The 25,406-nt window shown below is 71.3% G+C and carries 18 protein-coding genes; 11 read left to right on the plus strand and 7 right to left on the minus strand.

What is annotated here, in order from left to right; all coding sequences use genetic code 11:
- The first annotated feature begins 172 nt into the window (after window positions 1–172).
- From lysX to IH61_RS48480, 7 genes are all read left to right on the plus strand, one after another.
- Entirely contained in the window at window positions 173–1,729 is a 1,557-nt protein-coding gene (gene lysX / locus IH61_RS0113850) for a bifunctional lysylphosphatidylglycerol synthetase/lysine--tRNA ligase LysX (RefSeq protein WP_078911078.1), read from the plus strand.
- A gap of 254 nt (window positions 1,730–1,983) precedes the next feature.
- The gene (locus IH61_RS0113860; protein WP_031069340.1) at window positions 1,984–2,376 is read left to right on the plus strand and encodes a BlaI/MecI/CopY family transcriptional regulator; all 393 of its coding nucleotides are present in this window, start codon (window positions 1,984–1,986) and stop codon (window positions 2,374–2,376) included.
- Between the two features lie 10 nt (window positions 2,377–2,386).
- Window positions 2,387–2,923, plus strand: a complete 537-nt coding sequence (locus IH61_RS0113865; RefSeq protein WP_031069341.1) for an amino-acid N-acetyltransferase — start codon at window positions 2,387–2,389, stop codon at window positions 2,921–2,923.
- Between the two features lie 91 nt (window positions 2,924–3,014).
- Window positions 3,015–3,368, plus strand: coding sequence for a histone-like nucleoid-structuring protein Lsr2 (locus tag IH61_RS0113870; protein ID WP_031069343.1), 354 nt, complete (start codon window positions 3,015–3,017; stop codon window positions 3,366–3,368).
- A 690-nt stretch (window positions 3,369–4,058) separates the two neighbouring features.
- Entirely contained in the window at window positions 4,059–6,578 is a 2,520-nt protein-coding gene (locus IH61_RS0113875; RefSeq protein WP_031069344.1) for an ATP-dependent Clp protease ATP-binding subunit, read from the plus strand.
- A gap of 343 nt (window positions 6,579–6,921) precedes the next feature.
- A complete protein-coding gene (locus IH61_RS0113880; RefSeq protein WP_037972604.1) occupies window positions 6,922–9,279 on the plus strand; it encodes an immune inhibitor A domain-containing protein in 2,358 nt (785 codons plus the stop codon).
- Window positions 9,280–9,678: 399 nt separating this feature from the next.
- Entirely contained in the window at window positions 9,679–10,527 is an 849-nt protein-coding gene (locus tag IH61_RS48480) for a M23 family metallopeptidase (RefSeq protein WP_051836998.1), read from the plus strand.
- A gap of 13 nt (window positions 10,528–10,540) precedes the next feature.
- Here the strand turns inward: IH61_RS48480 and IH61_RS40865 are convergent, their stop codons facing one another.
- Window positions 10,541–11,188, minus strand: a complete 648-nt coding sequence (locus IH61_RS40865) for a TetR/AcrR family transcriptional regulator (RefSeq protein ID WP_051836999.1) — start codon at window positions 11,186–11,188, stop codon at window positions 10,541–10,543.
- Between the two features lie 213 nt (window positions 11,189–11,401).
- Here IH61_RS40865 and IH61_RS0113895 point away from each other — a divergent pair, with 213 nt between their 5' ends.
- Window positions 11,402–12,997, plus strand: coding sequence for an MDR family MFS transporter (locus IH61_RS0113895; RefSeq protein ID WP_031069349.1), 1,596 nt, complete (start codon window positions 11,402–11,404; stop codon window positions 12,995–12,997).
- Between the two features lie 57 nt (window positions 12,998–13,054).
- Here IH61_RS0113895 and IH61_RS0113900 read toward each other — a convergent pair whose 3' ends face one another.
- Entirely contained in the window at window positions 13,055–13,975 is a 921-nt protein-coding gene (locus tag IH61_RS0113900) for an A/G-specific adenine glycosylase (protein ID WP_031069350.1), read from the minus strand.
- A gap of 236 nt (window positions 13,976–14,211) precedes the next feature.
- On the opposite strand from IH61_RS0113900, the gene IH61_RS0113905 reads away from it, so the two are divergent.
- On the plus strand, window positions 14,212–15,072 hold the full coding sequence (locus tag IH61_RS0113905) for a hypothetical protein (RefSeq protein ID WP_051837000.1): 861 nt from the start codon (window positions 14,212–14,214) through the stop codon (window positions 15,070–15,072).
- Window positions 15,073–15,179: 107 nt separating this feature from the next.
- Here the strand turns inward: IH61_RS0113905 and disA are convergent, their stop codons facing one another.
- Window positions 15,180–16,238 (minus strand): DNA integrity scanning diadenylate cyclase DisA, encoded by a 1,059-nt coding sequence (disA, locus tag IH61_RS0113910; RefSeq protein WP_031069352.1) that lies wholly within the window; start codon window positions 16,236–16,238, stop codon window positions 15,180–15,182.
- Window positions 16,239–16,439: 201 nt separating this feature from the next.
- On the minus strand, window positions 16,440–17,951 hold the full coding sequence (radA, locus tag IH61_RS0113915) for a DNA repair protein RadA (RefSeq protein ID WP_031069353.1): 1,512 nt from the start codon (window positions 17,949–17,951) through the stop codon (window positions 16,440–16,442).
- Between the two features lie 170 nt (window positions 17,952–18,121).
- Here radA and IH61_RS0113920 point away from each other — a divergent pair, with 170 nt between their 5' ends.
- The gene (locus IH61_RS0113920; protein WP_158844960.1) at window positions 18,122–19,981 is read left to right on the plus strand and encodes a BACON domain-containing protein; all 1,860 of its coding nucleotides are present in this window, start codon (window positions 18,122–18,124) and stop codon (window positions 19,979–19,981) included.
- Window positions 19,982–19,987: 6 nt separating this feature from the next.
- Here the strand turns inward: IH61_RS0113920 and IH61_RS0113925 are convergent, their stop codons facing one another.
- On the minus strand, window positions 19,988–21,349 hold the full coding sequence (locus IH61_RS0113925; RefSeq protein ID WP_031069355.1) for a DUF1254 domain-containing protein: 1,362 nt from the start codon (window positions 21,347–21,349) through the stop codon (window positions 19,988–19,990).
- A gap of 190 nt (window positions 21,350–21,539) precedes the next feature.
- On the opposite strand from IH61_RS0113925, the gene IH61_RS0113930 reads away from it, so the two are divergent.
- Window positions 21,540–22,580 carry an NAD-dependent epimerase/dehydratase family protein gene (locus tag IH61_RS0113930; protein ID WP_031069356.1) on the plus strand — a complete coding sequence of 347 codons (1,041 nt, stop codon included), beginning with the start codon at window positions 21,540–21,542 and terminating at the stop codon, window positions 22,578–22,580.
- Between the two features lie 48 nt (window positions 22,581–22,628).
- Here the strand turns inward: IH61_RS0113930 and IH61_RS0113935 are convergent, their stop codons facing one another.
- A complete protein-coding gene (locus IH61_RS0113935) occupies window positions 22,629–23,696 on the minus strand; it encodes a family 2 encapsulin nanocompartment cargo protein polyprenyl transferase (RefSeq protein ID WP_051837001.1) in 1,068 nt (355 codons plus the stop codon).
- Between the two features lie 138 nt (window positions 23,697–23,834).
- On the minus strand, window positions 23,835–25,256 hold the full coding sequence (locus IH61_RS0113940; RefSeq protein WP_031069358.1) for a family 2B encapsulin nanocompartment shell protein: 1,422 nt from the start codon (window positions 25,254–25,256) through the stop codon (window positions 23,835–23,837).
- Between the last annotated feature and the right edge of the window lie 150 nt (window positions 25,257–25,406).

A 25,406-nucleotide genomic window follows, 5' to 3' on the forward strand; every position in this document is an offset into this window, starting at 1 on the left:
CCACCACACCCCAGCCCCCGGCCGACACCACCCCCGAGGACGTCGAACTCGCCACCGGCACCGGCTGACCCCGCCCACAGCCCGCCGAGGGGAGACCGTGCATCCGGCGCGGTCTCCCCTCGGGGGTTCATCCGGGCGCGGAGCACGGTGTGGGGCTGGCTACCCTTGTGGGGTGAGCGATCAGAGCCTTGTTCCCGCGACCGACGACCTTCCCGAGCAGATGCGCGTCCGGCGCGAGAAGCTCGACCGACTCCGGGCGGCCGGTGTCGACCCGTACCCGGTCGGTTTCCCCCGCACCAGCACCATCGCGGACCTCCGCGCCAAGCACCCGGACCTCGAGCCCGACACCGCCACCGGCGAGCGGGCCGGGATCACCGGCCGGGTGATCCTCTCCCGTACGGGCGGCAAGCTGTGCTTCGCCACCCTGCGCGACGGCAGCGGCGACCTCCAGGTGATGCTCTCCCTGGACAAGCTGGGCGCCGAGCGGCTGGCGGCGTGGAAGACCGACATCGACCTGGGCGACCAGGTGGGCGTCGAGGGCGAGGTCATCACCTCCAAGCGCGGCGAGCTGTCCGTGATGGTGGACCGCTGGGAGCTCACCGCCAAGTGCCTGCGGCCGCTGCCGGACAAGCACAAGGGCCTGACCGACCCGGAGGCCCGGGTCCGCCAGCGCTACGTCGACCTGATCGTGAACCCCGAGGCGCGCGAGATCCTCCACCTGCGCAGCAAGGTCGTCCGCTCGATCCGCCGCACCTACGAGGACCGCGGCTACATCGAGGTCGAGACCCCGATGCTGCAGCCGGTGCACGGCGGCGCCAACGCCCGCCCGTTCAGGACGCACATCAACGCGTACGACATCGACCTCTACCTGCGCATCGCCCCCGAGCTGTACCTCAAGCGGCTCGTGGTCGGCGGCGCGGAGAAGGTCTTCGAGATCAACCGCAACTTCCGCAACGAGGGCGCGGACTCCACGCACAACCCGGAGTTCACCTCGCTGGAGTCGTACGAGGCGTACGGCGACTACGACACCCAGGCCGAGCTGATCCGGGCGACGATCGTCAACGCGGCCCGGGACGCCCTGGGCACCACCGTGATCACGGGCGTGGACGCGCACGGCGTGGAGCACGAGATCGACCTGGCCGAGCCGTGGGAGGAGGTCTCCGTCTACCCGGGCATCTCCGCCCACCTGGGCGTCGAGGTCACCCCGGACACGACGGTCGAGGAGCTGCGCAAGCTCGCCACCGCCCACGGCATCCCCTTCGAGAAGGAGTGGGGCCACGGGCAGATCGTGCTGGAGATGGTCGAGCGCCTGCTGGAGGAGAACGCCGTCCGGCCGACCTTCATCAAGGACTACCCGACCGAGGTCTCCCCGCTGACCCGCCAGCACCGCTCGGTCCCGGGCGTGGCCGAGAAGTGGGACCTGGTCATCTTCGGCACCGAGATCGGCACCGCCTACTCGGAGCTGGTCGACCCGGTCGAGCAGCGCGCCCGCCTCACCGCGCAGTCCCTGCTGGCGGCCGGCGGCGACGTCGAGGCGATGCAGGTGGACGAGGACTTCCTGCGCGCCCTGGAGTACGCGATGCCCCCGACCGGTGGCCTGGGCCTCGGCGTGGACCGCCTGATCATGCTGCTGACCGGCAAGAACATCCGGGAGACCGTGCTCTTCCCGCTGGTGAAGCCGGAGCCGAAGGCTTCCGCCGCGTCGGCGGAGAAGACCGAGGAGGAGTGACCTGATGGACTACGTCAGCGCGATCGTGCCGCCGCTGGTCATGGCGATCGGCTTCGGATTCCTGGTGCGGGCCATCATCCGCAGCCAGGGTGGGGCCCAGAAGGCCAAGGAAGACGTCGACTGATCCGACTGACGTCCGTCAGCCGCTCCCGTACGACCCCCGCGCCGCCATTCCCGATTACCGGGGGTGGCGGCGCGCCGGTTTGGCGCACTTCACAAGATTTGCCCCATTCACTCCCTATCCTGGCCGCACTATGGTCCGGCAACTCGGCGAACTTGAGAACGCCATCATGACCCGGGTGTGGCGGTGGAACCGACCGGTGACGGTTCGCGAGGTTCTCCTGGATCTGCAGTCGGAACGCGAAATCGCGTACACGACGGTGATGACCGTCCTGGACAAGCTCCACAGAAAGGGCTGGCTCCGGCGCGAGCGGGTCGGCCGGGCCTATCGATATGAACCCGTCTCGTCAAGAGAGTCCTACACGGCGGCCCTGATGAACGACGCCTGGGCCACCAGTGACAATCCGGCGGCGGCCCTGGTGCACTTCTTCGGCCTGATGTCGCCCGAGCAGCGTGAGGCCCTGCGCGACGCCTTGCGGGTGGCCGCTCTGGATACCGGGGAGACCGAGCCGGGCGCGACGCGATAACGTCCCGCCCATGGAGGTCACCATCCGCCGTGCGCGGACCACCGACGTACGGGCCGTGCGCAGCCTCATCGACACCTATGCCCGCGGCGGCATTCTGCTGGACAAGCCCACAGTCACACTGTTCGAATCCGTTCAGGAGTTCTGGGTCGCGGAACGCGACGACGACGGAACCGTGGTGGCCTGTGGAGCACTCCATGTGATGTGGGAGGACCTCGCGGAGGTCCGCACGCTCGCGGTCGATCCGTCCTGCCGCGGAACGGGCGTCGGGCACCTGTTGCTGGAGAAGCTGTTGCAGACGGCGCGCTGGCTCGGTGTCCGTCGGATTTTCTGCTTGACGTTCGAGGTGTCCTTCTTCGCGAAACACGGTTTCGTCGAGATCGGCGAGCTTCACGAAGCGGAAGAGACTACCGCTGACCCGGCGGCCATCGCTACGGACGTCTATGAAGAACTTCTCCGCTCGTACGATGAAGGTGTCGCCGAGTTCCTGGACCTGGAGCGGGTGAAGCCCAACACGTTGGGCAACTCGCGCATGCTGCTGCACCTCTGAGGGGCTCCGCGCCGGTCAAGGGTTTGTGTTTTCCGGAGAAAGGCGCTTTCCTTTCCTTAGGCAATGCGTCGTTTAGCGGAAAGGGAAGCCCGTGGCACAGAGGGTGCAGGTCATTCTTGAAGACGATCTCGACGGCGGCTCGGCGGACGAGACGGTCACGTTCGCGCTCGACGGCGTTGCCTACGAGATCGATCTGAAGAGCGCCAACGCGGACAAGCTCCGCGGTCTGCTGGCGCCGTACGTGGAGAAGGGCCGCAAGCAGAGCGGTCGGCTGGCCGGCGCCCGCCGTCCGGGCCGCAACGCCGTGCAGCGCCCCGCCGCGGGCAGCGCGCCGGACACCGCGAAGGTGCGCGCGTGGGCCAAGGAGCAGGGCATGGAGGTCAACGACCGCGGCCGTGTGCCGAGTCTGGTGCGCGAGGCTTACGACAAGGCCAACGCGTCCTGACCCCGGCGCCGCGGGCCGGCCGGAGCGGGTGCGGGGCTCCGGAGGCCGTGAGCGGCGCCCATGACAGACGTGCGGGGCGCGGAGGGACCTCCTCCGCGCCCTGCGGCGTGCGCGGGCCCGGGCGCTGGGGCGAAGCCGGTCGCGGGCACCGTCCCGGGGGCGGTCACGAGGCCGGTCCCGGGGGCGGTCCCGGAGCCGGTCTCGGGCGGCGGAACAATCACGAGCTGTGCAACGCTGTAGGGGCGAAGCGGTAACGCGGGCACCCCCGGGATGGCGTACGGACCGTTCCGGAGAGGTTGAACGGCCGTGATCGCGGCCCGACTTCTCGCCAGGCGAACACCGCCACCCCGGAAACTGCGCGAGAACCGCCCCGATACCGGGTATGAATGCAGGTGGACGGGTTCTCGGAGCCGTCCAGGGGCAGTATGGGCGACCGGCCGCGGCCGGACCGGCTCCGCCCCGGCGGCTCTTGTTCGCCGATGGCGTAGCGGATTCCGGTGCATCCGGCCCACCTGTGGGAACACCGATTCCCAGCATCAGGTTGGGATTGGTGTCGGCTGGTCGCGCAGCATCTCGCTCCTCTACCGGGGAGTGAATCCGTGGGCCGCGCCGCTGAGCGGGACTAGCATGCGGAAGGACAGGGCGGGGACGGACCCCGAACTGCCCGACCGCTCTGAGGAGCGATAAACGATGTTCGAGAGGTTCACCGACCGCGCGCGGCGGGTTGTCGTCCTGGCTCAGGAAGAAGCCCGGATGCTCAACCACAACTACATCGGCACCGAGCACATCCTCCTGGGTCTGATCCACGAGGGCGAGGGCGTCGCCGCCAAGGCCCTGGAGAGCCTCGGGATTTCCCTTGAGGCCGTGCGCCAGCAGGTCGAGGAGATCATCGGCCAGGGCCAGCAGGCCCCGTCCGGTCACATTCCCTTCACCCCCCGGGCGAAGAAGGTCCTGGAGCTCTCGCTCCGGGAGGCCCTGCAGCTCGGCCACAACTACATCGGCACCGAGCACATCCTGCTCGGCCTGATCCGCGAGGGCGAGGGCGTCGCCGCCCAGGTCCTGGTGAAGCTGGGCGCCGACCTCAACCGGGTGCGCCAGCAGGTCATCCAGCTGCTCTCCGGTTACCAGACCAGCGGCGGCAAGGAGTCGGCCACGGCCGGCGGGCCCGCCGAGGGCACCCCGTCGACCTCGCTGGTCCTGGACCAGTTCGGCCGCAACCTCACCCAGGCCGCCCGCGAGGCCAAGCTCGACCCGGTGATCGGGCGCGAGAAGGAGATCGAGCGGGTCATGCAGGTGCTGTCCCGCCGCACCAAGAACAACCCGGTGCTGATCGGTGAGCCCGGCGTCGGCAAGACCGCCGTGGTCGAGGGCCTGGCCCAGGCGATCGTCAAGGGCGAGGTCCCGGAGACGCTCAAGGACAAGCAGCTCTACACGCTGGACCTGGGCGCCCTGGTGGCCGGCTCGCGCTACCGCGGTGACTTCGAGGAGCGCCTGAAGAAGGTCCTCAAGGAGATCCGCACCCGCGGCGACATCATCCTGTTCATCGACGAGCTGCACACCCTGGTCGGCGCGGGCGCCGCCGAGGGCGCCATCGACGCCGCCAGCATCCTCAAGCCGATGCTGGCCCGCGGCGAGCTGCAGACCATCGGTGCCACCACGCTGGACGAGTACCGCAAGCACCTGGAGAAGGACGCCGCGCTGGAGCGCCGCTTCCAGCCGATCCAGGTCGCCGAGCCCTCGCTGCCGCACACCATCGAGATCCTCAAGGGTCTGCGCGACCGCTACGAGGCCCACCACCGGGTCTCCATCACGGACGCCGCCCTGGTCGCCGCCGCGACGCTGGCCGACCGGTACATCTCGGACCGCTTCCTGCCGGACAAGGCGATCGACCTGATCGACGAGGCCGGTTCGCGAATGCGCATCCGCCGGATGACCGCGCCGCCGGACCTGCGCGAGTTCGACGAGAAGATCGCCGACGTGCGCCGCGAGAAGGAGAGCGCGATCGACGCGCAGGACTTCGAGAAGGCCGCGTCCCTGCGCGACGACGAGAAGCAGCTCCTGCAGGCCAAGGCCAAGCGCGAGAAGGAGTGGAAGGCCGGCGACATGGACGTCGTCGCGGAGGTCAACGAGGAGCTCATCGCCGAGGTCCTGGCCACCGCCACCGGCATCCCGGTCTTCAAGCTGACCGAGGAGGAGACGTCCCGTCTCCTGCGCATGGAGGACGAGCTGCACAAGCGCGTCATCGGCCAGAAGGACGCCATCAAGGCGCTCTCCCAGGCCATCCGGCGCACCCGTGCGGGCCTCAAGGACCCGAAGCGCCCCGGCGGTTCGTTCATCTTCGCCGGCCCGTCCGGCGTCGGTAAGACCGAACTGTCCAAGACGCTGGCGGAGTTCCTCTTCGGCGACGAGGACGCGCTGATCGCGCTCGACATGTCCGAGTTCTCCGAGAAGCACACCGTCTCCCGGCTGTTCGGCTCCCCGCCCGGATACGTGGGCTACGAGGAGGGCGGCCAGCTGACCGAGAAGGTCCGCCGCAAGCCGTTCTCCGTCGTCCTCTTCGACGAGGTCGAGAAGGCCCACCCGGACATCTTCAACTCGCTGCTGCAGATCCTGGAGGACGGTCGACTGACCGACTCCCAGGGCCGCGTGGTCGACTTCAAGAACACCGTCATCATCATGACGACCAACCTCGGCACCCGGGACATCTCCAAGGGCTTCAACCTGGGCTTCGCGGCCACGGGTGACACCCAGAGCGGGTACGAGCGGATGAAGGCGAAGGTCGGCGAGGAGCTCAAGCAGCACTTCCGCCCCGAGTTCCTGAACCGCGTCGACGACATCGTGGTGTTCCACCAGCTGTCCGAGGAAGACATCATCAAGATCGTCGACCTGATGATCGACAAGGTGGACGAGCGGCTCAAGGACAAGGACATGGGCCTGGAGCTCAGCGTCGAGGCCAAGAAGCTGCTGGCCAAGCGCGGCTACGACCCGCTGCTGGGTGCCCGTCCGCTGCGCCGCACCATCCAGCGCGAGATCGAGGACCACCTCTCCGAGAAGATCCTCTTCGGCGAGCTGCGGGCCGGCCACATCGTCGTCGTGGACGTCGAGGGCGAGGGCAAGGAAGCCAAGTTCACCTTCCGCGGCGAGGAGAAGTCGGCCGTCGCGGACACCCCCGCCGAGGTCGCCTCGTCAGGTCCGGACCTGACGAAGTAGACCAACTTTTAACAGACAACTTCACAAACACCGAGCCCCCGGCCTGAACGCCGGGGGCTCGGTGTTTTCCGTGCCCGGACCGCGAGGAACGTCGCGTGCCCGACCGGGTGCCGCCAGGGGCAGTTGGTACGGATGCGTCCCATTTCTCAGACAGCTTTTAGGTCTATACGGTTGACACTTGGTCAGATGATGGGAAGTCGGGGAGGATAGCGCTGTGACCATGTCACGGTCAAGATCTATCTTTTCCCTGCACGCTTGGATCAAATGACGTCCACCTGTCTTTCATTTTGGTTTGCCGGGCTTTGGCCAAGAGCTGGCCCCGGTCGGGGAGGACGTCACAACGTTGAACAACACCAGGAGAACCGCTGCGATCGCCACGGCGGCAGCGGTCATAGTCACGCTCGGCGCGGGGCTCTTCCCGAGCAGCGCCGTCGCCTCCGGCTCGGCCCCGGTGCCGAACGACCCGGCTGACGCCGTTCAGGCCGTCAACACCGAGCACAACATCCCGGGCCCGCTGACCGCGAAGGTGGAGGCCGAGCAGAAGGCCGCCACCGAGAAGCTGCTCGACGGGTCCGCGCAGGTCGAGGAGCACAACGGCTCGACCAGCGTGAAGCTCGGCAAGGACAAGTACGTCGAGCTCAAGCGCGAGCGCACCGACAAGATCTTCACGATCCTCGTCGACTTCGGCGACCAGGTGGACAACACCACCAAGACGCCCGACGGCAAGGTCAAGTACGGCGGCGAGGCCGGTCCGAAGCACAACGAGATCGCGCAGCCGGACCGCGCGACCAACAACTCGACCGCCTGGCAGGCCGACTACAACCAGGCGCACTACCAGGACCTGTACTTCGCCAAGGACAAGCCCTCGCTGAAGACCTACTACGAGAAGCAGTCCTCGGGCCGCTACTCGGTCGACGGCGTGGTCTCGGACTGGGTGCGGGTTCCGTGGAACGAGGCCCGGTACGGCTCGGACTACTGCGGTTCCAACGTCTGCCCCAGCGCGCAGGACCTGATCCGCGACGCCGTCGACATCTGGTACAAGGACCAGCAGGCGAAGGGTCAGACCGACGCCCAGATCAAGGCGACCCTGGCGCAGTACGACCAGTGGGACCGCTACGGTTCGCACCACGACGGCAACTTCAACCAGCCCGACGGGTACATCGACCACTTCCAGATCGTGCACGCCGGCGAGGACAAGTCGGCCGGTGGCGGCAAGCAGGGCAACAAGGCCCTGTGGGCGCACCGTTCGTACGTCTACGGCAACCTGACGGGCCAGGCCGGTCCCGAGGGCAACAAGCTGGGCGGCGTCCAGGTCGGCAACTCCGGCCTCTGGATCGGCGACTACACGATGCAGCCGGAGAACGGCGGCCTCGGCGTCTTCGCCCACGAGTACGGCCACGACCTCGGTCTGCCGGACCTCTACGACACCGCCGGCAAGGGCATCGACAACTCGGTCGGCTTCTGGTCCATCATGTCCTCCGGCTCCTGGCTCGGTGAGGGCAAGGACAGCATCGGCGACATGCCGAACGACTTCGACGCCTGGAGCAAGTTCAAGCTCGGGTGGCTGAACGCCGACCACGCCAAGGCCGGCACCGAGTCGACGCACCACATCGGCCCGGCGGAGTACAACTCCAAGCTCCCGCAGGCGCTGATCGTCGACCTGCCGAAGAAGAGCATCACCACCGAGATCAACAAGCCGTTCGGCGGCAGCAACGAGTGGTGGAGCGGCAGCGCCGACAACCTCAACGTCTCGCTGACCCGTGACGTCGACCTGACCGGCAAGACCAAGGCCAGCGTCAACGCCAAGGCTTGGTACGAGCTGGAGCCGGACTTCGACTACGCCTTCGGCGAGGTCTCCACCGACGGTGGCAAGACCTGGACCGTCGTGGACGGCACCTGGAACGGCGCCGCGCTGCCCAAGGAGAACGGCCGTCCGGCCCTCAGCGGCCTGACCGCCGCCTGGGGTGACCTGTCGTTCAACCTGGACGCGTACGCCGGCAAGGCCGTCAAGTTCCGCTACCACAACACCACCGACGGGGGCCTGCACTACCGCGGCCTCGCGCTCGACAACATCTCGGTCGTCGCCGACGGTGCCACCGTCTTCAGTGACGACGTCGAGAACGGCGACAACGGCTGGGCGGCCGACGGCTTCAAGCGCTTCGGCGGCTCGTACACCAAGGACTACGCGCAGTACTACATCGCGGAGAACCGGCAGTACGTGTCCTTCGACCAGACGCTGAAGACCGGCCCGTACAACTTCGGCTTCGGCACCGCCAAGGCGAACTGGGTCGAGCACTACGCCTACCAGCCCGGTCTGCTGATCTGGCTCTGGGACGAGTCCCAGACCGACAACAACGTCAGCGCCCACCCGGGCCAGGGCCTGATCCTTCCGGTCGACTCGCACCCGACCCCGATCAAGTGGTCGGACGGCACCCTGATGCGTCCGCGCATGCAGGGCTTCGACTCGACCTTCGGCTCGCGCCGCGTCGGCCCGCTGACGCTGCACAAGAACGGTGTCGAGACGATCGTCCCGAAGGCCAAGGGCGTCGACGAGTTCAACGACCTCAAGTCCTGGTGGACGAAGGACAACCCGTACTCGGGTGTCGACGTGCCGAAGACCGGCACCAGCATCGAGGTCGAGAACGAGTCCTCGAACTACCTGGAGACCTGGATCCGCGTCCGTCCGGTCGACAACTACTGATCGGACCGCACTCCGGTGACCCTGTGGTGACCGGGTGCCGCTGATCACCTTCCGTCCGGCCCGTCCCCGCACTCGCGGGGGCGGGCCGGACGTCTTTCCGCGCCCCGAAACCCCGGCGACGGGTGGCACTGGTCACAGCGGCGGGGCCGGGTACGAGGGGCGGTAGTAGTGGGCCCCGGGGGCCGCCGGACGGCCCAGGCCCGTGCCGACGATCGGATTTCATGATCGTTACTCCGTCGGCTTGAATCTCCGGCTCCCCGCTGACTACACGCCGTAGTAGGTCACAGCGTTTGGGAGTCCGCTCGGTGACGGTTACACCTGAGTGGTCCCCCGCTCGCTCAGCACGTGCCCCGAACGGGCCCTTCGTGCTGCCCTCGTACGACCCGTGAGGTACGGCCCATGTCCACTGTCCCGCCCGTGGGGCCGCCCCTGCGCCGCCTCGCCGCCGCGCTGCGCGCGCTCACCGCGCCGCAGCGGCACGCCCTGCTCCCGGACGGCCCGCAGCGGGCCGAGCGGGACCACACGGCGGCCTCCGCGGGGGCGGCGGCGGTGCTGCTCGCCGGCGCCCTGCTGGTGGCCTCGCCCGGCAGTGCTTCCGCGCAGACGGTGAGGCCGACCACGCCCGGCAGTTCGGCCTTCACCCTGCCCCGGGCGGCGGTGCCCAGCCCCGGGCTGGTCCAGGTCGCCGGGCCGAGCCCGTACAGGATGCCGGACGACGTGGACTCGGCGCAGCAGTTCGTGGCGGTGGCCGCCAACCTGCTGCCGGTGGAACCCGCGGCCGCTGCGGCACCGGCGCCGCAACCCGAGGCCCCGGCGGAACCCGCGCCCGCACCGGCGCCCGAGTGGTCGGCCCCGGCGCCGGACGCGCCCACCAGCAATCCGTACGGGGTGGCCAACTCCGAGTACGCGGCGGGCTATCACACCGGGGTGGACTTCGCCGTCGCCCCGGGCACGCCGCTGATGGCCGTCGGCGGGGCGACCGTGGTGTCGGCCGGCTGGGACGGCGCGTACGGCAAGGAGGTCGTGCTGCGGCTGGAGGACGGGCACTACGCGCAGTACGCGCACCTGTCCTCCGTCGCCGTGTCGGCCGGGCAGCGGGTCTCGGCGGGCGAGCGGATCGGGTACTCGGGCAGCACCGGCAACTCGACCGGGCCGCACCTGCACTTCGAGATCCGCACCAGCAACCGCTACGGCGCGGTGGTCGACCCGATCGCGTACCTGTCCGCGCACGGCGTCACGGCGTTCTGACCCGCCGTCGGGTTCAGCTGCCGGCCCGGGAGGCCGACTCGCCGATCCGGCTGCCGATCTCCATGGACACCGTCCGCGCGATGGCGACGGCCTCCTCCAGGGAGTCGACCGTGCGCGGCGGCTCGCCCCAGACGTTCTCGACCGGCTCCTCGCCGCCGTACCCCTTGCCGTCCTGCTGGAGCAGGAACAGCGAGGTGTGGATGGTGAACAGCGAGATCGCGGCCCGCAGCCGGTCGTGGAAGTCGGCGTCCGGGCCGTGCACCAGCTGCATCATGGTGATGATCCGGCTGCGGAACGCCTGGCCGGCCGGGGAGTCCCGCATCGCGGGCTGGTTCTCGTGGAAGAAGCGCAGCAGCGGCGCCCGCTCCGCCATGCCGTCCGCGAAGCGGCTGATCAGCTCGTCGCGCACCTCGGGGCTCCAGGTCTGCTCCCTGCCCCACGCGATGGTCTCGTCGATCGGCACGGACATCCGCTCGACGATGCCGAGGACGATGTCGTCCTTGGTCTTGAAGTGGTAGTAGAGCGCGGCCTTGGTGACACCCAACCGGTCGGCGATCTCCCGCAGCGAGGTCTGCTCGTAGCCCTGGTCCGAGAAGAGCTCCAGGGCGACCTCGATGATGCGCGCCCGGGTGTCGCTTCGGGGGCTGTGCGGAGTGCCCATGGCCTGCCTCTGGCTGCGTCGGTGACTGCTGCGGACTCCAGGTGGCGTCCGCCCCGGGTTCATTCTCCCTGCCCGGGAGCCCGGACGGGAAACTAACTTGACGCCCGGCTAGTAAAGAACCTACCGTACCGACGATCGATAAACTAGCCGGGCGACAAGTAAGTGAGCCGCAGCCGCGACGCTCGTCCGCCACACCTCCGGGAGACCCACCGCATGTCACAGTCCAAGACCGCCGGCACGGTTCCGGAGGACAAGGCGACCGAGGAGGAGCAGCCGCGGTCACCCCGCGAGATCCGCCTCGTGATGATCGGCCTGGTCGTCACCATGCTGCTGGCCATGCTCGACAACCTGATCGTCGGCACGGCCATGCCGACCATCGTCCACGACCTCGGCGGCGCCGAGCACCTCTCCTGGGTGGTCACCGCCTACACCCTGGCCATGGCGGCCTCCACCCCGATCTGGGGCAAGCTCGGCGACCTGTACGGCCGCAAGGGCACCTTCCTCACCTCGATCGTGATCTTCCTGGTGGGCTCGGCGCTGTCCGGCCTGTCGCAGACCATGAACGAGCTGATCGGCTTCCGCGCCCTCCAGGGCCTGGGCGCCGGCGGTCTGATGGTCGGCGTCATGTCGATCATGGGTGCGCTCGTGCCGCCGCGTGAGCGCGGCAAGTACCAGGGCCTGTTCGCCGCGGTGATGGCCCTGGCCACCATCGGCGGCCCGCTGGTCGGCGGCTTCCTCACCGACCACCTGAGCTGGCACTGGACCTTCTACATCAACCTGCCGCTCGGCGTGATCGCGCTCGCCGTCGTCGTCGTCACCCTGAAGCTGCCGAAGGTCCGCAGCACCGCCCGGATCGACTACCTGGGCGCCATCCTGCTCACCACCGGCATCACCTCGCTCGTACTGCTGACCACCTGGGGCGGCCAGCAGTACGCCTGGGGCTCCAAGCACATCATCGGCCTGGGCGTGCTCGCCGCCGCCTCGCTGATCGCCTTCTGCTACGTGGAGCAGCGGGTCGAGGAGCCGATGCTGCCGCTGAGCCTGTTCAAGAACCTGAACTTCACGATGGTCTCGATCATCGGCTTCGTCGTCGGCTTCGTGATGTTCGGCTCGACCGTCTTCCTGCCGCTCTACCAGCAGACGGTCCAGGGCGCCTCGGCGACCAACTCCGGTCTACTGCTGATGCCGATGATGCTCGGCATGCTGGTCATCTCCCTGGTGGTCGGCCAGGTCGTCACCAAGACCGGCAAGTACCGGATCTTCCCGATCATCGGCACCATCGTGATGACCGGGGGCATGTACCTGCTCTCCACCATGGGCATCGGAACCAGCAGCCTCACCTCGGCCTGCTGGATGGTCGTGCTCGGCGCCGGCATGGGCTTCCTGATGCAGATCACCATGCTGCTCGCGCAGAACAGCGTGGAGCTCAAGGACATGGGTGTGGCCAGCTCCACCGCCACCCTCTTCCGCACCATCGGCGGTTCCTTCGGTGTCGCGCTGTTCGGCGCCCTGTTCAACAACCGGGTGACGGACACCATGAAGGAGATGCTGGCCGGGAAGCCGATCCCGCAGGGCGGGTTCAAGGACCCGAGCCAGATGAGCATGGCCGACCTGCGGACGCAGCCCGAGTACCTTCAGGACGCCTACAACCACGCTGTGTCCAACGGCACCCACACCGTCTTCCTGTGGGGTGCGGGCGTGGCGATCATCGCGCTGGCCGCCGCGGTGTTCATCCGCCAGGTGCCGCTGCGCGGCTCGGCCCCCGGCGAGAAGCCGGCCGAAGCCTCGCTGGAGGCCGCGGCCGTCTGACGGCCCCCGCGTACGACGGCGCCCCCGGGAGGGACCTCCCGGGGGCGCCGTCGTACGTCAGGAAGGCAGCCGGTAGACGCCCTGTTCGACGGGCTCGACCAGGCCGTCCGCGACCAGGCCGTCCAGGGCGCGGGCCCGCTGGACGGCGTCCGGCCAGACGACGTCCAGCCTGGCCTGCGGGACGCTGCCGTGCGCCTCGCGCAGGACGGCGAGCAGCTTGCCCCGCACCTGGCGGTCCGTGCCCTCGTACGTCTGGCCGCGGCGGGCCGGGCCCTCGTACGGCGGGCGGCCGGCGCGCTGCCAGGCGCAGTGCTCGAACAGCGGGCAGTCGCCGCACTCCGGGCTCCGGGCGGTGCAGACCAGGGCGCCCAGCTCCATCACGCCCACCGCCCAGGTGGCGGCCGTCCCGGCGTCCTCGGGCAGCAGGGCGGCCGCGGTGCGGCGCTCGGCGGCGGTGGTGGCCTGGGCGGGGTACTCGACGCCCGTCACCGCGCGGGCGAAGACCCGGCGGACGTTGGTGTCCAGCACCACGTGCCGCTGGCGGAAGGCGAAGGAGGCGACGGCGGCCGCCGTGTACTCCCCCACCCCGGGCAGGGAGAGCAGGGTGGCGTGGTCGTCCGGGACCGCGCCGTCGTGTTCCTCGGTGATCGCCACGGCGGCGGCGTGCAGCCGCAGGGCGCGGCGGGGGTAGCCGAGCCGGCCCCACATCCGTACGGCCTCGCCGGAGGGTTCGGCGGCGAGGTCGGCCGGGGTGGGCCAGCGGGTCATCCACGCCTGCCAGGCGGGCAGCACCCGCTTGACGGGGGTCTGCTGGAGCATGAACTCGCTCACCATGACGGCCCAGGGCGTGGCGTCGGGCGTCCGCCAGGGGAGGTCGCGCTTGCTCGCCTCGTACCAGTCGAGGACGGTGGCGTGCAGCGCGGGCAGGGGCATGGTCAGCCCGGGGACGGCGGCGGGGGCGGTGGTGATGGCAGTCATGGCCCTTCGATCCTCCCACGGCCGCGGGGGTCGTCGGGGTGCCGCCGGAGGACCGCTGAAGTGGAATGACGAATTCCGGATGATCCTCGGAATTCACCGGAGTCCACCGTCGAAGACCTCGCTCGAACGGCTCAAATGGCGGATCATGTGAAGGAAGGAGCGACTGTGCGGTGTTGGTGAGTCAGGAGACACACACAGTCTCGTAGAGTTCGGGTGTGCCCTCTCTGCGTCAACCCGTGGGACCACTGCCGGCCTCGATCTACTGGCGCCGGCGCGTCGTCGTGCTCGCCGCCGTCGTGGCGGTCGTCGCCCTGATCGCCTGGCTGATGACCGACCAGGGCGGAGGCGGTGACGGCGCTTCACAGAAGGCCGCCCAGGCCGCGCCGACCCAGTCCCAGAACCAGACCCCCGCCCAGGCCATCACGCCCGGCGCGCCCTCCTCCGGCCCCGCGGCCCCTCCCGGGGGCGGTTCGACCGGCGGTGGCTCGACCGGCGGCGCGGGCGGCTCCGGCGGCAGTGGCGGATCGTCCGGCTCCGGCGGCGAGGTGAGCCTCAACGGCGGTGCCACGGGCGGCGGCTCCGGCGGCTCCGGGGGCGGGACCGGCTCGGCCGGCGCCTCCTCGGGCGGCGGCGCGGGCGGGACGGGCGGCGGCGCCCCGCCGGTGAACACGGCCGAGGTGATGAAGCTCCCGGTCTGCACCGCCTCGCAGGTGGCCCTGGAGCTGACGCCCACCCAGAACCCGTACCAGGCCAAGGACAAGCCGCAGCTCGTCCTCACGGTCAAGAACTCCTCCGGCACGGCCTGCCGCGTCAACCTCGGGCGGACGGCCTCGGCGATCACCGTGAGCTCGACCAGCAACGAGCGGATCTGGAGCTCCGGCGACTGCCCGGCCGACAAGAGCGACCAGTGGGTGCAGATCGCGGCCAACAGCAGCCAGGGCGAGACCTTCACCTGGGACCGGCTGCGCAGCAAGCAGGCGTGCGCCACCCCCGACCCGGCGCCGGCGGCCACCGGCACCTACCAGGTGCTCGCCGAGCTCAGCGGGGTCACGGGCGACAAGGTCGTGGCCCGGGCGTCGATCCGCCTGGACGGCTGACGGCGCACCACGGACGTACGGAGCCCCCGACCGCTGCGGCGGTCGGGGGCTCCGGTGTCTGCGGCGCCCGTCCGGTCGGACGGACAGGCGGTCGGACGGTCAAACGGTCAGACGTAGCGCTCCAGGATGGACGATTCGGCGAGGCGGGACAGGCCCTCGCGGACCGAGCGGGCCCGGGTCTCGCCGACGCCCTCGACCGTCTGCAGGTCGTCGATGCTCGCGGCGAGCAGCTTCTGCAGGCCCCCGAAGTGCTCGACCAGGCGCTCTATCACCGTGTTGGGCAGGCGCGGGATCTTCGCCAGCAGCCGGTAGCCGCGCGGCGAGACCGCGGAGTCCAGGGACTCCGGGGTGCCCGAGTAGCCGAGCGCCTTGGCGACGGTCTGGAGGTCCAGCAGCTCGGCGTGGGTCAGCGCCTCCAGGTCGCCCAGCACCTCGTTGACCGTCCGGCCCTTCTTGGCGGCCCGCTCGGGGAAGTAGTCCCGGGCGACCAGTTCGCGCTCCGGCTCCACGCCCGCGATCAGCTCGTCCAGCTGGAGCGAGAGCAGGCGGCCGTCGATGCCGAGTTCCAGCACGTAGCCGGCGATCTCGGTGGCGATCAGCCGGACCATCTCCAGCCGCTGGGCGACGGCGGTGACGTCCCGGACCGTCACCAGGTCCTCGATCTCCAGGGCGGAGAGCGTGCCGGCCACCTCGTCCAGGCGCAGCTTGTAGCGCTCCAGGGTGGCCAGCGCCTGGTTGGCGCGGGACAGGACGGTGGTCGAGTCCTCCAGCACCCGGCGGGTGCCGTTGACGTACATGGCGATCAGCCGCATCGAGTGCGAGACCGCGACCACCGGGTAGCCGGTCTGACGGTTGACCCGCTCGGCGGTGCGGTGGCGGGTGCCCGTCTCGTCGGTGGGGATGGTGGAGTCCGGCATCAGGTGGACCCCGGCCCGGACGATCTTGGTGATGTCCTTGTCGAGCACCACCGCGCCGTCGAGCTTGCACAGCTCGCGCAGGCGGGTGGCGGTGAACTCGACGTCCAGGACGAAGCCGCCGGTGCAGATCGGCTCGACGGTCTTGTCGAAGCCCAGCACGATCAGGCCGCCGGTGTTGGCCCGCAGGACCCGTTCCAGGCCGTCACGCAGGGCGGTGCCGGGCGCGATGGCGGTAAGGGAGGCCCGCAGCAGGGCCTCCTCGCGGGAAGCCTTGTCCGCCCCCCGGTCGCTGGCTGCCACGTGATTCCTCCGGTCGACCCCGTGCCGCGCGCCTCGCGCCGTGCGCCGGTCCGCGGTCTGTTGCTCTGTCGCTCAGTACCGCTCGGTACTGCCTTCTGGCCAATGAGACTGGGGAAAGTCTAACTGCGTGCGGCTTCGGCAGGGCTTGGGTCAGCGCAGTTCGTCGGAGTCGAGCGGCTCCCAGCCGTCCATCAGCTCCTCGGCGTAGGCCGCGACCCGGGGCTCGCGGGGCGCCGGCGGGGCCGACGCGGCCTCACCCCGCCCCTCACCGCGCGGCTTGGCAGCCGCGCGGCGGCGGCCCGGGATCGCCCGCAGCGCCTCGCCGATGTCCGACACCTCGACCACCTTCATACCCTGCGGGACCTTGCCCGGGTCCGGCGGGACGAGGGCGTGGGTGAAGCCCAGCCGGTGCGCCTCGGCGAGGCGGCGCTGCACACCCGTCACCCGCCGCACCTCGCCCGCCAGACCGACCTCGCCGATCGCCACCAGGTTGTTGGGCAGCGGGGTGTCGGTGGAGGAGGAGGCCACGGCGAGCGCCACCGCGAGGTCCGCGGACGGCTCCGTCAGCTTCACCCCGCCGACCGTCGCGGTGTAGATGTCCTGCTTGCCGAGCTTCACCCCGCCGTGGCGCTCGACCACGGCCAGGATCATCGCGATCCTGGGGGACTCCAGGCCCGAGGTGGTGCGGCGCGGGGAGGGGATCTGCGAATCCACCATCAGCGCCTGCACCTCGGCCACCAGCGGGCGCTTGCCCTCCAGGGTGACGGTGAGGCAGGTGCCGGGGACGGGCTTGTCACGCCTGGTCAGGAAGAGGCCGGACGGGTCGGCCAGGCCCACGATGCCCTCGTCGTGCAGCTCGAAGCAGCCCACCTCGTCGGTGGCGCCGTAGCGGTTCTTGACCCCCCGGATCAGGCGCAGCCGGGCGTGGCGGTCCCCCTCGAAGCTCAGGACCACGTCCACCAGGTGCTCCAGCAGGCGCGGGCCGGCGATCTGGCCGTCCTTGGTGACGTGGCCGACCAGCAGGGTGGCCATGCCGCGGTCCTTGGAGGCGCGGATCAGCGCGCCCGCCACCTCGCGCACCTGGGCCGGGCCGCCGGGGGCGCCGTCCAGTTCGGCGGAGGCGATGGTCTGCACCGAGTCCAGGATCAGGAGGCCGGGGTTGACGGCCTCGATGTGGCCGAGGACGGCGCCGAGGTCCTGCTCGGCGGCGAGGTAGAGGTGTTCGGAGAGGGCGTCGATCCGGTCGGCGCGCAGCCGGACCTGGCTCGCGGACTCCTCGCCGGTGACGTAGAGGGTGCGGTGCTGCGCGGTGGCCGCCTTGGCGGCGACGTCCAGCAGCAGGGTGGACTTCCCGACGCCGGGCTCGCCGGCCAGCAGCACCACCGCGCCGGGGACCAGGCCGCCGCCGAGCACGCGGTCCAGCTCCGGCACGCCCGTGGAGCGGGCCGTCGCGACCTGGCCGTCCACCTGGCCGATCGGACGGGCGGGCGCGCTGACGGGGCCCGCGGCGGTGGTGCGGATCGGGACCGCGCCGTACTCCTCGACCGTGCCCCAGGCGTTGCACTCCGGGCAGCGGCCGACCCACTTGGGCAGCTGGTTGCCGCACTCGGTGCAGCGGTAGGCCGGGCGCGGCTTGGCGGTGGTCTTGGAACGCGGTGGCATGCGGCCCACGGTAGCGCCTGGGTCCGACAGCGGCGGGGCGCCGGCGGACGCGCAGGGGGCCCGCGGTCGTCCGCGGTCATCCACACAGATGGGCGATGTTGTTACCCGAAAGAAGTACATACGCGGCGAATGGCGGGGACGAGGGGCTCGGGGTGCCTACCTTCGGACGGGTGACAACGCGTATCGAAGGGACGCCGGGGGTCGTCGCCGGGACTGCCGATCGTCCGGGCGCAGTGCGGGCCGGACACGAGGGCCGCGGCGCGGCGGTGTCGGCCGCCTACGAGCGGCAGGCGGACGGGCTGTTCACGTACTGCCTGTCGGTGCTGTGCGAGCACGACGCGGCGGCGGACGCCCTGCGGGAGGTGCGGGAGCTGGCGCGGCGGCACGGGGGGCGGCTGGCGGAGGCCGGGCTGGTGCGGGCCTGGCTGTTCGCGGTGGCCCGGTACTGCTGCCTGCGGCGGCTGGCGGACGGGGCGGCCGAGGGACACTCGGAGGCTCCGGAGGTCTCGGAGCTGGAGGCGGCCCGACGGCGGCGGGAGCTGGCCTCGCTGGCATGGCCGGAGGCGGCCGGGACCGATCCGGAGCAGCGGGAGGCGCTGGAGCTGTCGGTGCGGCACCGGCTGACGCCGCTGGAGGTCGCGGCGGTGCTGGGGCTGCCGTTCGACCGGACGCGGGCGCTGCTGGGCGGTGCGGAGGCGGAGGTGGCGCGGACGCGGGCGGCGCTGCTGGTGCTCGGCGTCGGCAGCTGCCCGGAGCTGGACCGGCTCGGCGGGGCCGGGGCGGAGTCCTGGCGGGACTGGGTGCTCGGCCCGGCGCTGCGGCGGGAGCTGGTGCAGCACGTGGTGGACTGCCCGACCTGCCGGGGGACGGCCGAGCGGGTGGCGGCCGACCAGGCGGGGGCGGAGGGGGTGTCGGGGCTGCCGCTGTTGAGCGCGCCGGTTCCGGACGCTCCGGACGCGGAGGAGGGCGCGGCCTCGTTCCTGCCGGTGGCGGGGGCGGCGCGGGTGGTGGAGCCGGGGCTGCGGTTCGACCAGGGCGGGTTCCCCCGGCACCGGGCCCCCGACGCGGGGCGCGGGCTGGCGGTGCGGCGGCGGGTGGTGACCACCGGGGTGCTCGCGGCGGTGCTGGCCGCTCCGGTGGTCGCGCTGTGGGCCGGGCACCGGGGTGGCGGCGGGGCGGGGTCGGCGGCCTCGGTCTCGGCGGTGCGGGTGGACGAGGCGGGGCAGCGGTCGGCCGGGGGCTCCCGGGACGGCGCTGCGGCCGGGGGCGCGGGGACGGCCGGGGCTTCGGTGGGGGCGGTCGCGGCGGGGGTGCCGGGGCTGGAGCTGACGGGGGTGGCCGGGCACGGTGCAGAAACGTTGCTGCCGCGTTTTCCGCGGCTGAGCTTCCAGGGGCCGCTGGTCCCCGTGCCCGGTCGGGGGGCGACGCCGATCGGCAACCCCGCGCTGGTCGCCTCCCCGGTGCCCGCCGCCCAGTCGGCCTCGGCGTCCGGGGACGGCGCGGCGGGCGGGCTGCTCACCGTCGAGGCCGGGGAGTACGGCAGCCGTACGGTCCTCACGCTCACCAACTCCGGTGGCACGGAGATCCGTTGGCGGGCCGTGACGGACGCCGGATGGCTGCGGCTCAGCCGCGACTCCGGGACGCTCGCGCCCGGGCAGCGGATCACGGTGATCGTCACGGTGGACGAGGAGCTGGCGCCCGCCGGGCACTGGACGGCGCGGATCGCGCTGCCGCCCTCGCAGGCGGTGGTCACGCTGGAGGGCGGGCCGCACAACCGGGGCGGGGAGCCGTCCTCGCCCGCCACCCCGACCACCCCGACCGCCTCGGGCTCCCCGGCGGGGCCCACGGCTGGGACTACGGCGACGCCCACGGCCGGGCCGTCCGCGAGCGCCACGGCCTCGCCGACGCCCTCGGGGACACCGTCCGGCACGCCGTCCCCGACGCACTCGCCGTCGGCGACGGCCTCGCCCTCGGGGGCGGCGACCGGCGGGACGGGCGCCGCGCGCCCGAGCGCGACGGCCACGCCGTAGGGCCGGTCAGGTGCGGCGGATCGGGGGCACCTGGTAGGTGCCGTCGAGGGCCGGGGGCTCGGGTTGGTAGAGGCGGATGATGGGGCGGAACTCGCCGGGCGGGGTGGGGAGCCAGTTGGCGGCGGCGGCCGGGTCCTCGGGGGGCTCGTGCTGGAGGGTCAGGGTGAGGGAGCCGTCCTCGGCGTGGACCAGGCCGGGGGTGCGGTCGCCGATCGAGTAGCGGTCGATCGGGTTCTCGACCAGGTGGTAGTCCGGCAGCGAGTACATGGTGACGGACCAGAACGCCCCGGCGGGCGGCGGCTGGTCGAAGCGCAGGGTGTAGGAGTTGGCGCCGCTGAGCGGGCGGCCGTCCGAGTCGTCGTAGGTCATCGCGTACGTGGCCTCGTAGGCGTGGTTGCCCCACAGGCCCGCGCGGGCGGCGGCGGCCCGGCTGAGGTAGGCGGCGCGGCGGTCGGGGATGCGCCACTCGGGGTCGTCCAGGGTGCCGGGGCCCAGGTGGTCGACGTTGTAGTCGAAGAGGTGGACGGCCGTGCGCCACTCGCCGAGCGGCTGGTCCTCGCCCGGGCGGGTGGCGTCCTCGACGCGCTCGCGGCCGGCGGCCAGGCCCTTGGCGAGGGCGAGGGTCCACTCCTCGGCGGCGGCGCGGTACGGGGAGGGGCCCTCGTCGAGCAGGCCGAGCGGGGCGAAGCGGCGCTCGTACTCGATGTCCGGGGTGGCGGGCGGGAAGGCGCGCATCCAGACCCGGAGGCGTTCGAAGAAGGCGAGGCGCTCGGGCACCTCGGGGTCGGGCTCGGGCAGGCCCGCGACCAGGCCGCCGGGCTCCAGCGGGCTGAGGGTCAGCTCGGCCTGGAGGGCGCGGACGCGGGGCAGGTCGTCCGGGCCGGTGCAGGCGAAGCGGCCGACGATCGTGCCGGTCGTGGTCGGCAGCTCGATCACCCTCCCCCGGCCTCCGGCCGGGGGGACCCCCATCGGGTCGGGCGGGGTGCCGTGCCAGGCGGGCGGGACGACCAGCCAGGTCTGCGCGCCGGTGCCGGTGGCGCGGCGGCCGAGGTAGGCGACGTTGTCCGTCCAGGCGTCGATGAACTGCAGCACGTAGTAGGCGCCGGCGGTGTCCGGGACGTGGAGCACCTGGGGGCCCTCGGAGAGGTCGAGCTGGGCGATCGAGTAGACGGTGTCGTTGTTGACGGAGACGAAGTGGTCGCCGGGCCCGGCCAGGCGGGTGGCGTGGCTGAACCGGTTGAACGGCGCCGCCGGGATGGTGCCCAGGCCGCCCCTGGTGAAGCGCTCGACCATGGTCAGGCCGGCGACGAGCGGGTAGCCGTAGACGTACGCGTCGGCGGCCAGGGCCTCCAGCTCGGGCTGGGTCATCGGGGGTCCTTCGGTCCGGGCGGATCGCCCCGGGCGGGCAGGTCGGCTGATATCCGTACGGGCTGATATCCGTACAGATCGGATGCTTCGGATGCTAGGGGGGAGCGAGAGCGGCGGCATGTCGGGCCGGGCGCTCTGCTGAGGGCGAAGTCGAGGGTGCGTACGCGGAGGGGAGGAGAGGCTGGGCGGTATGAAGATCCTCTTGCTCGGGGGCTCGTCCTTCCTCGGACGGGCCTACGCCGCCCAGGCCCTCGCCCGCGGCCACCAGGTCACCACCTTCAACCGGGGCCGCAGCGTCGGCGACCTGTCCGGCGTCGAGGTCGTCCGGGGCGACCGCGACAGCGCCGAGGACATCGCCCGGCTGGTCGAGGGCCGCAGCTGGGACGCCGTCGTCGACACCTCCGCCCAGCAGCCCGCCCAGGCCGCGCTCAGCGCCCGGCTGCTGCGCGGACGGGCCGGCCACTACACCTTCGTCTCCTCCGTGCACGCCTACGCCGACTTCGGCCCGCAGGTGATCACCGAGGACTCCGAGCTCCTCCCCTGCCCCGCCGACACCCCGCCCGGCCAGCCGTTCGGCCGGGAACTGAAGGCCGGCTGCGAGAGGGCCGTGCTGGAGGAGTTCGGGGCCGAGCGCACGCTGATCCTCAACAGCGGGCTGCTCATCGGACCGCACGAGTTCGGCGGGCGGCTGCCCTGGTGGCTGGAGCGGATGGCACGCGGCGGGCGGGTGCTCGCCCCGGGCGACCCGGACCGGACCATGCAGGTGATCGACGTCCGGGACTTCGCCGCCTTCGGGCTCGACCTGCTGACGGACGGCACCCCCGGCCGGTTCCTCACCACGACTCCGCCCGGGCAGCTCACCTTCCGGCAGTGGCTGGAGACCTGCCGGGAGCTTGCGGGCCCGGCGGGCACCGAACTGGTCTGGGTCGAGGACGGGCCGCTGCTCGCCGAAGGGCCGGACCAGGTCGCGCCCTGGACCGAACTCCCCCTCTGGGCACCGGATCTGCCGGACTGGGCGGGGATCTGGCGGGTCGACAGCAGCCGCGCCGAGGCAGCCGGGCTGCGCTGCCGCCCGTTCGCCGAGACGGCGCGGGACACCTGGGAGTGGCTGCGCACCCGCGAGCCCGTGGACGACACGGACGCCGAGGGGCGCAAGGGGCGGCCCGAGGCGGCGTTCCGGCAGGGCATCGAACCGGCCAAGGAGCAGCGGCTGCTGGCTACTTGGGGATAGATGGGCGCGGCGGGAGGAACGGGGGACCTCCCGCCGCGTCGCCTTCGCTCAGTGGCTGCGGCGGGTCACCAGTTCGGCGAGGGCGAGCAGTTCGTCGGCCGAGGAGGGCTCCGGGACGGCGACGGCCAGTTGCGCCATCGCCGCGGCCATCCGCTCGCAGGACTCGCCCTGCGCCCAACCGCGTCCGCCGGCGCCCTCGACGTCCGCCGCGCACTGCGCCAACTCCTCGGGGGTGAGGGGGCGTTCGAGGACGTAAAGCTCCGAGAGCCGGCGGCCCTCCGGGGTGTCGGAACCGAGCGCGGCGACCACCGGCAGGGACTTCTTGCGGGCGACCAGGTCCGCGCCGACCGGCTTGCCCGTCACGGCGGGATCGCCCCAGATGCCGATCAGGTCGTCGATCAGCTGGAACGCCAGGCCGATCTCGCGGCCGAAGCCGTCCATCGCCTGCGCCGCTTCCCCGGAGCCGCCGCCGTACAGGGCGCCCATCGCGCAGGCGGCACCGAGCAGTGCGCCGGTCTTGGCCTCGGCCATCGCCAGGCACTCGGCGAGCGAGACGTCGTTGCGCTGCTCGAAGGCGCAGTCGATCTGCTGGCCCTCGCAGAGCTCGACCACGCAGTCGGTGAGCCGGCGGATCGATTCGCGGGCGGCCGGGTGCGCGTCCTCGGCGAGCAGGCGCAGGGCCAGGGAGTGCATGGCGTCGCCGGCGAGGATGGCCTCGGTGGTGCCGAACACCCGCCAGGCGGTGAGGCGGTGGCGGCGGGTCTCGTCGCGATCGATGACGTCGTCGTGGAGCAGGGTGAAGTTGTGCACCAGCTCCACCGCCGCGGCGGCCGCCGTGGCCTCGGCCGGGGAGCCGCCGAGCGCCTGGGTGGCGGCGAGGACCATGGCCGGGCGGATCGCCTTGCCGGAGGGGGCCGTCGAGGGCGAGCCGTCCGCCTCCCACCAGCCGAAGTGGTAGCCGGCGACCTTGCGCATCGCGCCGGGCAACGAGTCGACGGCCTCGCGCAGGACCGGGTCGACGAGCGTGCGGGCGCGCTCGATGACGTTCGCGGCCTCGGCCCCCTCCCGGTGCTCGGGCCGCTCCTCGTGCGCTCGTTCCAGCGTGGGACTCGTCATGGGTCTTCTCTCCCCCTGTGGACGCCTGTCGGGTCGGCGTCTGGGGCCAGACGCCGTGTGGTGGGCGGCCGTGAGCCGGCCGGAACGTGCTCGATCCGGCCGGCTCACGGTTTTCTCGGCTCAGCGGTTTCCGGTTTTTCAGCGCTGCGCGACGTCCACGTTCTCCAGCACGCCGACCGCGTCCGGAACCAGGATCGCGGCGGAGTAGTACAGGCTGACCAGGTAGGAGATGATCGCCTTGTCGTCGATCCCCATGAAACGCACGGAGAGGCTCGGCTGGTACTCGTCCGGAATTCCGGCCTGGTGCAGGCCGATGACGCCCTGGTTGTCCTCGCCGATACGCATCCCGATGATCGAGGTGGTGTGCCCGCCGACGACCGGGATCTTGTTGCACGGGTAGATCGGCACCCCGCGCCAGGCGCTGATGTGCTTGCCGTCCACCTCGACCGTGCCCGGGTAGAGCCCGCGCTTGTTGCACTCGCGGCCGAAGGCGGCGATGGCCTTGGGGTGGGCGAGGAACATCCTGGTGCCGCGGCGGCGGCTGAGCAGCTCGTCCATGTCGTCCGGGGTGGGCGGGCCGGAGTGGGTCTGGATGCGCTGGTCGTACTCCGCGTTCTCCAGCAGGCCGAACTCGGGGTTGTTGATCAGCTCGTACTCCTGGCGCTCGCGCAGCGCCTCAATGGTCAGGCGGAGCTGGTGCTCGGTCTGGTTCATCGGCTGGTTGTAGAGGTCGGCGACGCGGCTGTGGACCTTGAGGATGGTCTGCGCGACGCTCAGCTCGTACTCGCGGGGCTTGAGCTCGTAGTCGACGAAGGCGCCGGGCAGCTCGTACTCGCCCGCGTGGCCGGCCGAGAGGTCGATCGCGGCCTCGCCGTGCTTGTTCTGCGCCTGCTGGAAGCCGTTCAGGTACTCCATGACCTGCAGCTGCAGCGCGTCGGAGCGGTCGTGCAGCTCCTGGAAGGACGGCCAGGAGAGCACCATCACCGTGCCGGAGGTCGCGGCGCGGACGGTGTACGGCCAGGTGCCCTCCTCCTGCTGGAGCGCCTCGTCGCCGAGGTGGTCGCCGTCCGCGAGGGTGCCGACGACCGTCTCCTCGCCGTACTTGCCGGTGCCGAGGCGGTCGAGCTTGCCGTGCGCGATGAGGAAGACCTCGCTGATCGGCGTACCGGCGGAGACCAGTACGTCGCCCGGGCCGAACTCGCGCTGGGTGAAGCGGCTCGCCAGCTCCTCCAGCACCCCCTCGTCCTCGAACCCGCGCAGCACCGGCACCTCGGCCAGCGTCTGGGGGACGATGCGCACCTCGGAACCGGTCTTGAAGAAGCTCACCCGGCCGCGGCCCACCGAGTGGCGGAGCCGGCGGTTGACCCGGTAGGTGCCGCCGGACACCTGCACCCAGGGCAGCTTCCTGAGCAGCCAACGCGGGCTGATGCCCTGCATCTGGGGCGCGGACTTGGTAGTGGTGGCGAGGGTCCGCGCGCCCGCCGTGCTCAGGGACTGCTGCTGCCGGATCTCGGCTTGCGCGTCAGGCGCGGGAATACCGGCATTGGTTTCGGTCGACATGAGGGGAGCCCTTCGCATACCCGATGAAGCGTCGCCAGGACATTCATGGTGCAGCCTCAATCGTGGGCCCGTTCGGGGGTGCCCCGCAATCACTCATTCGAGTGGTTCGGAATAACCGAACAATTAGTACGACTAGTTCACCTGACCGAT

Origin of the sequence: Streptomyces sp. NRRL WC-3742 (genome assembly GCF_000720635.1) — a bacterium.
Classification (GTDB): domain Bacteria; phylum Actinomycetota; class Actinomycetes; order Streptomycetales; family Streptomycetaceae; genus Kitasatospora.

What these genes read in the sequence shown, in the direction of transcription:
- IH61_RS0113935 (WP_051837001.1), bottom strand. Translation starts at nt 23,696, where the DNA reads ATGACGAGTCCCACGCTGGAACGAGCGCACGAGGAGCGGCCCGAGCAC.
- IH61_RS0113895 (WP_031069349.1), top strand. Translation starts at nt 11,402, where the DNA reads ATGTCACAGTCCAAGACCGCCGGCACGGTTCCGGAGGACAAGGCGACC.
- IH61_RS0113875 (WP_031069344.1), top strand. Translation starts at nt 4,059, where the DNA reads ATGTTCGAGAGGTTCACCGACCGCGCGCGGCGGGTTGTCGTCCTGGCT.
- IH61_RS0113865 (WP_031069341.1), top strand. Translation starts at nt 2,387, where the DNA reads ATGGAGGTCACCATCCGCCGTGCGCGGACCACCGACGTACGGGCCGTG.
- IH61_RS48480 (WP_051836998.1), top strand. Translation starts at nt 9,679, where the DNA reads ATGTCCACTGTCCCGCCCGTGGGGCCGCCCCTGCGCCGCCTCGCCGCC.
- IH61_RS0113930 (WP_031069356.1), top strand. Translation starts at nt 21,540, where the DNA reads ATGAAGATCCTCTTGCTCGGGGGCTCGTCCTTCCTCGGACGGGCCTAC.
- radA (WP_031069353.1), bottom strand. Translation starts at nt 17,951, where the DNA reads ATGCCACCGCGTTCCAAGACCACCGCCAAGCCGCGCCCGGCCTACCGC.
- IH61_RS0113860 (WP_031069340.1), top strand. Translation starts at nt 1,984, where the DNA reads ATGGTCCGGCAACTCGGCGAACTTGAGAACGCCATCATGACCCGGGTG.
- IH61_RS40865 (WP_051836999.1), bottom strand. Translation starts at nt 11,188, where the DNA reads ATGGGCACTCCGCACAGCCCCCGAAGCGACACCCGGGCGCGCATCATC.
- IH61_RS0113900 (WP_031069350.1), bottom strand. Translation starts at nt 13,975, where the DNA reads ATGACTGCCATCACCACCGCCCCCGCCGCCGTCCCCGGGCTGACCATG.
- IH61_RS0113925 (WP_031069355.1), bottom strand. Translation starts at nt 21,349, where the DNA reads ATGACCCAGCCCGAGCTGGAGGCCCTGGCCGCCGACGCGTACGTCTAC.
- IH61_RS0113940 (WP_031069358.1), bottom strand. Translation starts at nt 25,256, where the DNA reads ATGTCGACCGAAACCAATGCCGGTATTCCCGCGCCTGACGCGCAAGCC.